The sequence below is a fragment of the Kitasatospora sp. NPDC090091 genome (genome assembly GCF_044747365.1).
Lineage (GTDB): Bacteria > Actinomycetota > Actinomycetes > Streptomycetales > Streptomycetaceae > Kitasatospora.
In genome coordinates this window covers 302715-315263 of record NZ_JBIVDY010000002.1, presented here as the reverse complement: position 1 = coordinate 315263, position 12549 = coordinate 302715, and the positions used below count along the sequence as shown (strand labels likewise).

Sequence of the window (12549 nt, the reverse complement as noted above, 5' to 3'; positions counted from 1 at the left end):
TGTGCATATAGGACGCCACCAGGAGGAGAGACTCGTGACCCGTTTGGACACAGCTCGTGAGACGGCCGGCAGGACCCGGGACACCCTCGCGCCCTACGCCGTCACCGCCAAGGAGACCGCGGTGCACTTCGCGGACGGCGCGAGGCAGCGGCTGGGCCCCGCCGTGGACGCCCTGGGCCCGAAGGCCGCCCACGCCGCCCAGAGCGCCCGCGTCCAGTACGACAAGCACATCGCCCCCCAGCTCGGTCACGCCTTCGCCAGCCTGCCGCCCGACGCCCAGCAGAACGTCCTGAAGACCCTGCACAGGGCCCAGGAGGCTGCACTGGCGGCCAAGCTCAACGCGGCCCGCGCCACCGAGCAGGCCCGGTCCACCGTCGGCCCGCGGATCGCCCAGGCGGTCGGCGACGCCCGCTCCGCCGTCGTGCCGGTCGCCCACGAGGCGCAGACCCGCGGCGCCGCCGCGGTGGCCGCCCTGCAGGGCCACGTGACCGCCGCCGAGATCAACGAGCTCGCCGCCAAGAACGCCCGGCGGGAGCACCGCAACGCCTGGGCCACCGGCCTGGCCGTGGCGGGCGCCGTCGCCATCGGCAGCGGCATCGTGGCCTGGCAGTGGTGGCGCCACCACAGCAACCCCGAGTGGCTGGTGGAGCCCCCGGCCGACACCCCCGCCCCGCCCCGCCCCACCGGGGCCCACGCCGCGAGCACCGGCGGCGGCACCGGCGGCCCGGCCGACGCCGGCGGCGGCACGGTGAACGGCTCCCCGGCCGGCAACGCTCCAGAGACGGCGGGCGAGGAGACCGCGGGCGGCGAGGCCGGTCCCGGATCGGAGGCCGGCACCGCCGCGCCCAAGCCGGGCCCGCCGCCCGGCAAGCCCGCCCCGGGCGACGACCGCCCCAAGCCGCACGACCCGCGCAAGCCGCACTGACCGGTCCGCCCGCCCGGGCGCACCTGGACGCAGAACGGCGATCGGCCGCTGACCCGGATTCAGGTCAGCGGCCGATCGCCGTTCGAACTGTGGAGCTTAGGAGACTCGAACTCCTGACATCTGCCTTGCAAAGGCAGCGCTCTACCAACTGAGCTAAAGCCCCGAGGCGGCACCACGCGCACCGCCGGGCACTAGCGTACCGGGTTCCGGCGGGATTCCCACGCCCGATCCGGCACCTGCTGCCCGGACGGCGTGCGGGAACCCGGCGGACCGGCCACCAGGCCGGCCCACCGGGCCCGGGAGACGCCGTGCGGCGCCTCCGAAGATCGTCGATCGTCAGATCGTCCGGGGGCCTCAGCGACCGGCCGGAACCGGGTCGGTGGCCTCGGTCCACAGGTCCTGCTCGGCGCGGTCCGCCTGGACCTGACGGTAGACAAAGAAGCCGCCGAGGGCGACCAGGGCGACCAGGAGAAGCTTCTTCACCGCGGGACCTCGTCCTTCTTGCGTAGCGGACTCAGCAGCCGTGCTCCGACCGGATTGGCCGGGCCGACGAGTCCATGAATTGTTTCGAGCACAAACGGGCTGCCGGGTGCCAGACTGCCCTTGCGGCCGATGATACACACCGGTGTCCCAATCGTGACCAGCCCACCGCTGCCTCCAACCAAGCCGTCCGGTCGAAGGATTGACGCCGCACCTTCTGTCGTACGGTCGGCCCGGCCGGAGCTCCGGGCCGGTCACGGCCCCGGGCGCACCACCACGGCCTTTCCGGCCGCGAGGTCCACCCGCGTCCGCGGCGGCGCGCCCTCGCCCTCCTCGTCGCGCAGCATCAGCGTGCTGCGCCGCTCGTCGAGCTCGTGCTGCTTGCCGGCCGCGAACTGCGCGTGCAGCTGCTCGAAGCCGGTCGCCGAGACCTGCCCCTCCCGGCCGGTCCCCCGCCAGGGGATCCAGCGGGACTTCCGGGCCCGCAGCGCCAGCTGGTCAACGAAGGCCGGCGCGACCGGCGCGCAGGCCGGTCCGGGGATGCTCATCGCCCAGAAAACCGCGATCACACCACCGCCTCTCCGCCGGTGCCCCTACTTTCTACAACCCCCGGGCGGCGGGCAGGGTTCCGGCGGCGGGCCCCGGGAACGCCGAAGGGCCCGGAGCGAGATCGCTCCGGGCCCTTCGCGGTGGTGGGCCTAACAGGACTTGAACCTGTGGCCTCTTCCTTATCAGGGAAGCGCTCTAACCGTCTGAGCTATAGGCCCTTGCCGCACTGAAAGATTAGCGGACCGACGGCCGATCTCCAAAATCCGAATCGGCCGGGGCGGCGGCAGGGCCCTGCTGGTGGGGCGTGGTGGCGGAGCGGCGCAGCAGCCACTCCTCCCGGCTGGCCGGCACCTGGGAGGCGCCGTCGGGAGCGGTCCGGACGGCGAGGATCTGGTTCACCCCGATCCGGTTCTCCTCGAAGGCGAGCGCGGAGGCGGCCATGTAGAGCCGCCAGACCCGGGCCCGTCCCCGGCCGACCAGCCGGACCGCCTCCGTCCAGTGCGCCTCCAGGTTGGCCACCCACTCGCGCAGGGTCAGCCCGTAGTGCTCGCGCAGCGACTCGACGTCGCGGACCTCGAAGCCGGCCTCCTCCAGCCGGGCCACCGTGGAACCGACCGGGGAGAGCTCGCCGTCCGGGAAGACGTAGCGGTCGATGAACGGGCTGGGGCGGTACGCCTCGCCGGGGTGCTCGGGGCGGCGGGCGATCTGGTGGTTGAGCAGCCGGCCGCCGGGCGCCAGCAGCCGGTACAGGCCCTCGGCGTAGACCCGGTACTGCTCGGTGCCCACGTGCTCGGCCATCCCGACGCTGGAGATCGCGTCGAACGGGCCGTCCTGGACCTCCCGGTAGTCCTGGAGCCGGATCTCCACCCGGTCGGCCAGCCCGGCCTCGGCGACCCGCGCGCGGGCCAGCGCGACCTGCTCGGCCGAGATCGAGACGCCGACCGCCGTGACGCCGTAGTGCCGGGCCGCGTGCAGCACCAGCGAGCCCCAGCCGCAGCCGACGTCCAGCAGGCGCATCCCGGGCCGCAGGCCCAGCTTGCGGCAGATCAGGTCGAGCTTGGCCTCCTGGGCCGCCTCCAGGCTCTTGGCCGCGGGCTCCCAGTAGGCGCAGGAGTACACCATCGACGGGCCCAGGACGAGGCCGTAGAAGTCGTTCCCGACGTCGTAGTGGTGGCTGATGGCCGCGCGGTCGCGGCTGCGGCTGTGCCGCCGCCCCGGGCCCGTCCTGGCCTCCTCCGCCGGCGGGGCCGGGTCCGGGCCCAGCGCGCCGGCCCGCAGCAGGGCCGTCAGCGCCCGGCGGCCCCTGGGGCCGAGGACGTCGGCCGGGCTCAGCCGGAGCCGGCGGATCTCCGGGCGCTCGGCGAAGTGCGCGACGGCCGTCAGCACCTCGTAGAGGTCGGTGCCGGGGGCGAGTTCGAGGTCCCCGGAGACGTAGGCGCGGGCCAGGCCCAGCTCGCCCGGCTGCCAGAGCAGGCGGCGCAGCGCGCGGCGGTTGCGCAGCACCAGGGTCGGTGCCCCGGGCGGGCCGACCACGCTGCCGTCCCACGCCTGCACCCGCAGCGGCACCGGGACCCCCAGGAGCCCTTCCAGGGCCTCGACCAGTTGCCTTGCGAGCTGAGCCATCGCGCGCCTCCGTCCAGCCGTACCGGCACAGCCGTACCTGCCCCGGCCCGGCGGACCGGAGCGGCCCGCGGCAGTCGGAAGCTCGGAACGAGCGCACCCAGCTAATCCCACCGCGGTGGAGGCCGATTCGGGCGGCGCGCCGCGGGGGCCGGCTGTCACCCGAATGCCGACGGGCCCCGCAGGCTGCAACAGCCTGCGGGACCCGCCCATTCCGTCCGGGGACGGAGAACTGACCAGGGGTCAGCCGCCCGTCGGGGCGGCCGGAGCCGGTCGTGCGGTGGCCGGAGTCAGTCCTCCTCGGCCAGGGTCAGCTCGATGCCGCCGGTGAAGCCGGCCGCCGCGTTGTAGATGAACGCCGAGAGCGTGGACAGCGCGGTCAGCAGCACGATGTCGACGACCGCGATCAGCGAGGTGAAGGTCATCACCTTGCCGAAGCCGACGTAGTCCATCAGGTTGATGCCGCTGTTCGGGGCCTCGCCGGCGGTGACCTCCAGGAGGGTCTTGCTCAGCGAGTCGAAGACGCCCAGCGAGTCCAGCGTCATCCACAGCACCGCGGCCGCCACGATGATGATGATCCCGACCGCCACCGAGAGCAGGAAGCTGACCTTCATCACCGACCACGGGTCGGCCTTGGTCACCCGCAGCCGGGCCTTGCGGGTCCGGCCGAGGCCGACACCGCCGGAGCTCGGCGCGGGCCGCCGCGCGGCGGCGCCCGGGACAGGCGTCCCGCCGGGCGGCGTGTTGCCGCTCACCCGGGTACCGCGGGCCGGCGTCGGCTGGCCCTTCGCGTACGTGGTCGGCTGCGAGAAGCCGCCCGCGCCCGGCGCCGGCGTGTTCGGCGGCGGCGGCGTCGACTGGCCGCCGTAGGTCGCCCCGCCGCCCTGGCCCGCCGCACCGACCGGTGGCATCAGCGAGGTGGACGCGGAGGGGTGCTCGGCCGGAGGCTGCGGCACCCCGTACCCCCCGCCGCCCTGTGCTGCGCCCGGACGGCCGCCGGTGGCTCCTCCCGCAGCACCCGTGGCTCCACTCACCTGGTCCTCCCGCACTTCCCGCCAGGGCGGCGGCGCCGCCCTGCGTCGTCACTCGTCATCCAGCGCCCGGCGGGATTGCCCGGAACTGGTCGGCGGCCGGTACCGACGCGCCGTTACGGACGCGACGGTACCGGCCGACGGCGTAGCGGTCAGGCCTGGGCCTCTCCGCCGTCCGCCGTCTCCGTACCCTCGGCCACGGGGGACTCGGCGACTGCCACCTCGTCCTCCGCCGACTCCTCGTCCTCGGCCTCCGCCTCGGCGTTGCGGGCCATGCCCACGACCGCGTCGCGCTTCCCGAGGTTGATCAGTTGGACGCCCATGGTGTCACGTCCGGTTTCACGAACCTCGGAAACCCTCGTGCGGATCACCCCGCCCGAGAGGGTGATCGCCATGATCTCGTCGCTGTCGTCCACCACCAGGGCCCCGACCAGCGAGCCCCGGCCCTCGACGATCTTCGCCGCCTTGGTGCCGTAGCCGCCGCGTCCCTGGACACGGTACTCGTCCACGCCGGTGCGCTTGGCGTACCCGCCGTCGGTGGCCGTGAAGACGTAGGTACCGGGCCGGACCACGTTCATCGAGAGCAGCTCGTCGTCCTCGCGGAAGGCCATGCCCTTGACGCCGGAGGTGGCGCGGCCGGTGGGCCGCAGCGCCTCGTCGGTGGCGGTGAACCGGATCGACTGGGCCTTCTTGGAGACCAGCAGCAGGTCGTCCTCGGAGGAGACCAGCTCGGCGCCGATCAGCTCGTCGTCCCGGCCCTCCTCGTCCTGCCGCAGGTTGATCGCGATCAGGCCGCCGGAGCGCGGGGAGTCGTAGTCCTTCAGCGGGGACTTCTTCACCAGGCCGGCCCGGGTGGCGAGGACCAGGTAGGGCTTGTCCTCGTAGGTGCGGACCGCCATCACCTGGGCGATGTGCTCCTCCGGCTGGAAGGCCAGCAGGTTGGCCACGTGCTGGCCGCGGGCGTCGCGCCCGGCGTCCGGCAGCTCGTAGCCCTTGGCGCGGTAGACCCGGCCCTTGTTGGTGAAGAACAGGATCCAGTTGTGGGTCGTCGTCACGAAGAAGTGGTCGACGATGTCGTCCTGCTTCAGCTGGGCCCCGCGCACGCCCTTGCCGCCGCGCTTCTGCGAGCGGTAGAGGTCGGAGCGGGTCCGCTTGACGTAGCCGCCACGGGTGATCGTGACGACGATGTCCTCCTCGGCGATGAGGTCCTCGATGGAGAGGTCGCCGTCGGACGGGATGAGGGTGGAGCGCCGCTCGTCGCCGTACTTCTCGACGATCGCGGTGAGCTCCTCGGAGATGATCTCCCGCTGGCGGACCGGCGAGGCCAGGATCGCGTTGTACTCGTCGATCTTGCGCTGCAGCTCGTCGTGCTCGTCCATGATCCGCTGGCGCTCCAGGGCGGCCAGCCGGCGCAGCTGCATCTCCAGGATCGCGTTGGCCTGGATCTCGTCGATGGTCAGCAGGTTCATCAGGCCGCTGCGGGCCGCGTCCGCCGACTCGGAGGCCCGGATCAGGGCGATGACCTCGTCGATCATGTCCAGCGCCTTGAGCAGGGCGCGCAGGATGTGCGCGCGCTCCTCGGCCTTGCGCAGCCGGAACCGGGTGCGCCGGACGATGACGTCCACCTGGTGGTTGACCCAGTGCCGGATGAACGCGTCCAGCGAGAGCGTGCGCGGCACGCCGTCGACCAGGGCCAGCATGTTGGCGCCGAAGTTGGTCTGCAGGTCGGTGTGCTTGTAGAGGTTGTTCAGCACGACCTTGGCGACGGCGTCGCGCTTGAGCACGATCACCAGGCGCTGACCGGTGCGCGAGGAGGACTCGTCGCGGACGTCGGCGATGCCGGCGACCTTGCCGTCCTTGACCAGGTCGGCGATCTTCAGCGCGAGGTTGTCCGGGTTGACCTGGTACGGCAGCTCGGTGATCACCAGGCACTGGCGGCCCTGGATCTCCTCGACCTCGACCACCGCGCGCATGGTGATCGAGCCGCGCCCCGTCCGGTACGCCTCCTCGATCCCGCGGCGGCCGACGATCAGGGCCCCGGTCGGGAAGTCCGGGCCCTTGATCCGCTCGATCAGGGCCTCCAGCAGCTCCTCGTTGGAGGCGTCCGGGTGCTCCAGCGCCCAGAGCGCGCCGGAGGCGACCTCGCGCAGGTTGTGCGGCGGGATGTTGGTGGCCATGCCGACCGCGATGCCGGTGGCACCGTTGACCAGCAGGTTGGGGATGCGCGCGGGCAGGACGGTGGGCTCCTGCGAGCGGCCGTCGTAGTTGGCGGCGAAGTCGACGGTCTCCTCGTCGATGTCGCGCATCATCTCCATGGCCAGCGGCATCAGCTTGCACTCGGTGTAGCGCATGGCCGCGGCCGGGTCGTTGCCCGGGGAGCCGAAGTTGCCGTTGCCGTCCACCAGCGGCATCCGCAGCGACCACGGCTGGGCCAGGCGGACCACGGTGTCGTAGATCGAGGTGTCACCGTGCGGGTGGTAGTTGCCCATGACGTCGCCGACGACGCGGGCGCACTTGTAGTAGCCCTTCTCGGGGCGGTACCCGCCGTCGTACATCGCGTAGAGCACGCGGCGGTGCACCGGCTTGAGGCCGTCGCGGACCTCGGGCAGCGCGCGGCTCACGATCACGCTCATCGCGTAGTCGAGGTACGAGCGCTGCATCTCGGTTTCGAGCTCGATCGGCTCGACCCGCATGGCGACCGCGGCGGCGGCCTCGGGGGACTCGGGCTGCTCGCCTTCGGGACGGTTGTCGTCGACCACTGGTGGTCAGTTTCCTTTCACGCGGACTGGTACGTGCGGGGCCTGCGGACAGGCGTCGTCACACGTCCAGGAAGCGGACGTCCTTGGCGTTGCGCTGGATGAAGGAACGGCGGGCCTCGACGTCCTCGCCCATCAGGACGGAGAACAGGTCGTCGGCGCGGGCGGCGTCCTCCAGGGTGACCTGGAGCAGCAGGCGGTGGGCCTGGTCCATGGTGGTGACCCGGAGCTCCTCGGCGTTCATCTCGCCGAGACCCTTGAACCGCTGGATCGCGTCGTCCTTCGGCAGCCGGCGCCCGGCGGCCACACCGGCCGCGATCACGGCGTCGCGCTCGCGGTCGGAGTAGACGTACTCGAAGTCGTCCTTGCCCCACTTGATCTTGTACAGCGGCGGCATGGCGAGGTAGACGTACCCGGCCTCGACCAGCGGCCGCATGAAGCGGAACAGCAGGGTGAGCAGCAGGGTGCGGATGTGCTGTCCGTCGACGTCGGCGTCCGCCATCAGAACGATCTTGTGATAGCGGAGCTTGGACTCGTCGTAGTCCTCCTGGATGCCGCAGCCGAAGGCCGAGATCAGCGCCTGGACCTCGGTGTTCTGCAGGACCTTGTCGATCCGGGCCTTCTCGACGTTCAGGATCTTGCCGCGGATCGGCAGGATGGCCTGGGTGCGCGGGTCGCGGCCCTGCTTGGCGGAGCCGCCGGCGGAGTCACCCTCGACGATGAAGATCTCGCACTCGGCCGGGTCCTTGGACTGGCAGTCGCTCAGCTTGCCCGGCAGCGAGGCGGATTCCAGCAGGCCCTTGCGGCGGGTCAGGTCGCGGGCCTTGCGGGCGGCGACGCGCGCGGTGGCGGCCTGGATGGACTTGCGGATGATGTCCGCGGCCTCGTTGGGGTTGCGGTCCAGCCAGTCGTTCAGGTGCTCGTGGACCACCTTCTGGACGAAGGTCTTCGCCTCGGTGTTGCCCAGCTTGTCCTTGGTCTGGCCCTCGAACTGCGGCTCGCCGAGCTTGACCGAGATGATCGCGGTCAGGCCCTCGCGGATGTCCTCGCCGGAGAGGTTGTCGTCCTTCTCCCGGAGCAGCTTCTTGTCCCGCGCGTAGCGGTTGACCAGACCGGTCAGCGCGGCGCGGAAGCCCTCCTCGTGGGTACCGCCGCCGTGCGTGTGGATGGTGTTGGCGAAGCTGTAGACGCTCTCGGTGTAGGAGGAGTTCCACTGCATCGCGATCTCCACCGAGATCGACTTGTCCTTGTCCTCCGCCTCGAAGTCGATGACCGAGGGGTGGATCACCTCGCCCTTGCGGGAGTTGAGGTGGGTGACGAAGTCGGCGATGCCGCCGTCGTACTTGTAGGTGACGGAGAGCGGGTTGCCCTCCTCGTCGGCGTGCTCCGGGCGCTCGTCGGTCAGCGCGATGGTCAGGCCCTTGTTGAGGAACGCCATCTCCTGGAACCGCCGGGAGAGCGTCTCGAAGGAGTAGACCGTGGTCTCGAAGATGTCCGGGTCGGCCCAGAAGGTGACGCTGGTGCCGGTCCGCTCGCTGGCCTCGTTCTTGGCCAGCGCCGCGGTCGGCGCGCCCATCTTGTAGTCCTGCGTCCAGCGGTGGCCCTCGGTGTGGATCTCCACCGCGAGCCGGGTGGAGAGCGCGTTCACCACCGAGACGCCGACGCCGTGCAGACCGCCGGAGACCGCGTACCCGCCGCCGCCGAACTTGCCGCCCGCGTGCAGGACGGTCAGCACGACCTCGACGGCCGGCTTCTCCTGCCCGGGGACGATGCCGACCGGGATGCCGCGGCCGTTGTCGACCACCCGCACGCCGCCGTCCGCGAGGATCGTGACGTCGATGGTGTCCGCGTGCCCGGCCATGGCCTCGTCGACGGAGTTGTCCACGACCTCCTGCACCAGGTGGTGCAGGCCACGCTCACCGGTCGAGCCGATGTACATGCCGGGACGCTTGCGGACGGCGTCGAGGCCCTCCAGCACCTGGATGTTGCTGGCGTTGTAGGACTTCTCGCCCTGGTCGGTCTGGTCTGGGGTCTGGCTGGGGTTGCCGGAATCGGCCACGAAGCGCCCTCTCTGGCACAGCACGGGCCGCATCCCCGCCCCGTGTGGGCGGGCGTGCGACCACGGCGTTTCGACTCGGTTGCCACTAGCAACAGTGTTTGGCTCTCAGTCTACCGGTACGACTGACAGAGATGGGCGTTTGGCAGCCCCTGAGGGCAGATATGCCGCCCTGAATCCCCTCTGCACATGTCCCGATACTCGACCCGGGGGCCCAGGGCGCCTGGAAGGGCCGTCAGCGGTTCCGGAAGATCCCGGTCCGCTCGCCGCCCGGCCGGCTCCGCTCAGCCCCAGGTGTCGCCCGGCCCCTTGCTCCCCGGCGCGCGCAGCCGGCCGTAGCCGCGGACCGGCGCCGCAGGGCCCAGCACTTTGATGGTCCGCACCGTGCCGTGCCCCAGCTCGTGGTTCAGACGTGCTACCAACTGCCGTGCAAGCCATCGGAGTTGAGTGGCCCAGGCGGTGGAGTCGCACTGCACGGTGAGCACCGCGGCGGTCTCGTCGTACGAGGTGGGCGAGCAGTGTGCGGCGATGTCCGGGCCGACGATCTGCGGCCAGCGGCCCATCACCCCGCCCACCGCCGCCGAGGACTCCCAGCCGCGCTCGGTCAGCAGCCGGTTCAGCGCGGCGCCCAGCGGCACCGGGTCACGGCCGTCCGAACGCGCCCCGCTGCGCAGACCGGTCCGCTTCGCCTCGCGCTTCTCCCGGACCTGCTCGCCGCGCTGCCGGGCCTGGGCCCGGGCCGCCCGCAGTGCCGAACGGGCCAGGTCGGCCCCGGTCGGCTCGGCGACGCCCTGCTGCGGGGACTGCTCGGCCGGCTCGCTCACGGCGATCTCCTATCCCCAGGCTGTGGACAACGGTGAGCCGTCCAGCGTACGGGAGCGGACGGGGAGCGGGTTGCCCGGGCGCGAGCGGGGCACGGGCGGACCCGGTGTGGAAGAGGTGTGGGAAGAAAGGGGAGGGACGCCGGCCGGTGGCGGTCAGGCGTCGACGCGGCGCACGGCGCCGTCGGACACCGTGTAGCGGGCGCCGGCCAGCGCCTTGGGCACGTCCTCCGCGACCGCGGCGGTGACCAGCACCTGCTCGCCGTCGGCCACCAGCTCGGCCAGCCGGTCCCGCCGGGTGGCGTCCAGCTCGGCGAAGACGTCGTCCAGGATCAGCACCGGCTCGCCGCCGTCGGCGCGCAGCAGCTCGTACGAGGCCAGCCGCAGCGCCAGCGCGTACGACCAGGACTCGCCGTGGCTGGCGTAGCCCTTGGCGGGCAGCGGCCCGAGCTTGAGCACCAGCTCGTCGCGGTGCGGGCCGACCAGGGTCAGGCCGCGCTCGACCTCCTGCCGGCGGGCCGTCCGGAGGGCCTGGAGCAGCTGCTCCTCGGCCTGCTCGCGGCTGGTCGGCAGCTCGCCCTCGAAGGAGCTGCGGTACTCCAGCACGGTCTCCCCGCCGCCGGGCGCGAGCTGCCCGTAGGCCGCCGTCACCAGCGGCTGGAGGGCAGACACCAGCTGGATCCGGAAGGCGGTGAGCTCGGCCCCGGCGCGGGCCAGGTGGCCGTCCCAGACCTCCAGGGTGGAGAGGTCGGCGCCCTTGCCGCCGCCGGCCCGGCGGGCCATCGCGGCGGTCTTCAGCAGGGCGTTGCGCTGCTTGAGCACCCGCTCGTAGTCCTGCCGGACCCCGGCCAGCCGGGGCGCGCGGGCGGTCAGCAGCTCGTCCAGGAAGCGGCGCCGCTCCCCCGGGTCGCCCTTGACCAGGGCGAGGTCCTCGGGGGCGAAGAGCACGGTGCGCAGCACGCCCAGGACGTCGCGCGGGCGGACGTTGTCCGAGCGGTTGATCCGGGCGCGGTTGGCCTTGCCGGGGGTTATCTCCAGCTCGACCAGGGTGGTCCGGGTGCCGGCCACCACCGAGGTGCGGATGACCGCCCGCTCGGCGCCGAGGCGGATCAGCGGCGCGTCGGTGGCCACCCGGTGGCTGCCCAGGGTGGCGACGTAGCCGATCGCCTCGACCAGGTTGGTCTTGCCCTGGCCGTTGGGACCGACGAAGGCCGTCACCCCCGGGTCGAGGGGCACCTCGACCCCGGTGTACGACCGGAAGTCGGCGAGCGACAGGTGCGCGACGTGCATGGCTGTGGACTGCGCTCGCCTTCTGTGACTGTGCCCGCCGGGGGACGGAGCCCGTCCCCCGGCCGGTTGTGGACTTACTTCGACTCGACCGCGTGGCCGCCGAACTGGTTGCGCAGCGCGGCGATCATCTTCATCTGCGGCGAGTCCTCCTGGCGGGAGGCGAACCGGGCGAAGAGCGAGGCGGTGATGGCCGGCAGCGGGACGGCGTGGTCGATCGCGGCCTCGACGGTCCAGCGGCCCTCGCCCGAGTCGGCGGCCCAGCCCTTGAGCTTGGTCAGGTGCTCGTCGTCGTCCAGGGCGCGGACGGCGAGGTCCAGCAGCCAGGAGCGGATGACGGTGCCCTCCTGCCAGCTGCGGAAGACCTCGCGCACGTCGGTCACCTCGGGAGCGGCCTCCAGCAGCTCCCAGCCCTCGGCGAAGGCCTGCATCATGGCGTACTCGATGCCGTTGTGGACCATCTTGGCGAAGTGGCCGGCACCGACGGCGCCCGCGTGCACCGAGCCGAAGTCGCCCTCGGGCTTGAGCGCGTCGAAGACCGGCTTCACCCGGGCGACGTGCTCGGCGGTGCCGCCGTACATCAGCGCGTAGCCGTTCTCCAGGCCCCAGACGCCGCCGGAGACGCCGCAGTCGACGAAGCCGATGCCCTTGGCGGCCAGCGCCTCGGCGTGCTTGACGTCGTCGGTCCAGCGGGAGTTGCCGCCGTCGACCACCACGTCGCCGGGGGAGAGCAGCTCGGCCAGCTCGTCCACGGTCGCCTGGGTGGCGGCGCCGGCCGGGACCATGACCCAGACCACGCGCGGGCCCTGCAGCTTGGTGACCAGCTCCTGCAGGCTCTTGACGTCGGAGATGTCCGGGTTGCGGTCGTAGCCGATGACGGTGTGGCCGGCGCGGCGGATCCGCTCGCGCATGTTGCCGCCCATCTTGCCGAGACCGATGAGGCCGAGCTCCATGACCAAGTCCTTACTTTGGTGACGTGCCTGCCGGCGGCGCCGTTGCCGCACAGCCTGAGCCTACGCGCTGA

The 12549-nt window shown here is 72.2% G+C and carries 10 protein-coding genes and 2 tRNA genes; 1 reads left to right on the top strand and 11 read right to left on the bottom strand.

The window, feature by feature from the left end:
• Positions 1-34 precede the first annotated feature (34 nt).
• Positions 35-925 (top strand): DUF5324 family protein, encoded by an 891-nt coding sequence (locus tag ACIPSC_RS04355; RefSeq protein ID WP_400822852.1) that lies wholly within the window; start codon positions 35-37, stop codon positions 923-925.
• 90 nt (positions 926-1015) lie between these two features.
• Here the strand turns inward: ACIPSC_RS04355 and ACIPSC_RS04350 are convergent.
• From ACIPSC_RS04350 to gnd, 11 genes are all read right to left on the bottom strand, one after another.
• A tRNA-Ala gene (locus ACIPSC_RS04350) sits at positions 1016-1088 on the bottom strand.
• Positions 1089-1279: 191 nt separating this feature from the next.
• Positions 1280-1408 (bottom strand): DLW-39 family protein, encoded by a 129-nt coding sequence (locus ACIPSC_RS04345; RefSeq protein WP_014137031.1) that lies wholly within the window; start codon positions 1406-1408, stop codon positions 1280-1282.
• Positions 1409-1659: 251 nt separating this feature from the next.
• Entirely contained in the window at positions 1660-1974 is a 315-nt protein-coding gene (locus ACIPSC_RS04340; RefSeq protein WP_400822850.1) for a DUF6191 domain-containing protein, read from the bottom strand.
• A 121-nt stretch (positions 1975-2095) separates the two neighbouring features.
• Positions 2096-2172: transfer RNA gene (locus ACIPSC_RS04335), tRNA-Ile, on the bottom strand.
• Between the two features lie 16 nt (positions 2173-2188).
• Positions 2189-3577 (bottom strand): class I SAM-dependent methyltransferase, encoded by a 1389-nt coding sequence (locus ACIPSC_RS04330; protein WP_400822849.1) that lies wholly within the window; start codon positions 3575-3577, stop codon positions 2189-2191.
• Positions 3578-3864: 287 nt separating this feature from the next.
• A complete protein-coding gene (locus tag ACIPSC_RS04325) occupies positions 3865-4530 on the bottom strand; it encodes a DUF3566 domain-containing protein (protein ID WP_400822847.1) in 666 nt (221 codons plus the stop codon).
• A 227-nt stretch (positions 4531-4757) separates the two neighbouring features.
• Positions 4758-7298 (bottom strand): DNA gyrase subunit A, encoded by a 2541-nt coding sequence (gene gyrA, locus ACIPSC_RS04320; RefSeq protein ID WP_400823336.1) that lies wholly within the window; start codon positions 7296-7298, stop codon positions 4758-4760.
• 124 nt (positions 7299-7422) lie between these two features.
• Positions 7423-9444 carry a DNA topoisomerase (ATP-hydrolyzing) subunit B gene (gyrB, locus tag ACIPSC_RS04315; protein WP_400822845.1) on the bottom strand — a complete coding sequence of 674 codons (2022 nt, stop codon included), beginning with the start codon at positions 9442-9444 and terminating at the stop codon, positions 7423-7425.
• 257 nt (positions 9445-9701) lie between these two features.
• Positions 9702-10241, bottom strand: coding sequence for a DUF721 domain-containing protein (locus ACIPSC_RS04310; RefSeq protein WP_400822844.1), 540 nt, complete (start codon positions 10239-10241; stop codon positions 9702-9704).
• A 153-nt stretch (positions 10242-10394) separates the two neighbouring features.
• Positions 10395-11528, bottom strand: coding sequence for a DNA replication/repair protein RecF (gene recF, locus ACIPSC_RS04305; RefSeq protein ID WP_400822843.1), 1134 nt, complete (start codon positions 11526-11528; stop codon positions 10395-10397).
• A 74-nt stretch (positions 11529-11602) separates the two neighbouring features.
• Positions 11603-12529: a phosphogluconate dehydrogenase (NAD(+)-dependent, decarboxylating) gene (gene gnd, locus ACIPSC_RS04300; RefSeq protein ID WP_400822841.1), complete on the bottom strand. Its 927-nt coding sequence runs from the start codon at positions 12527-12529 to the stop codon at positions 11603-11605.
• Between the last annotated feature and the right edge of the window lie 20 nt (positions 12530-12549).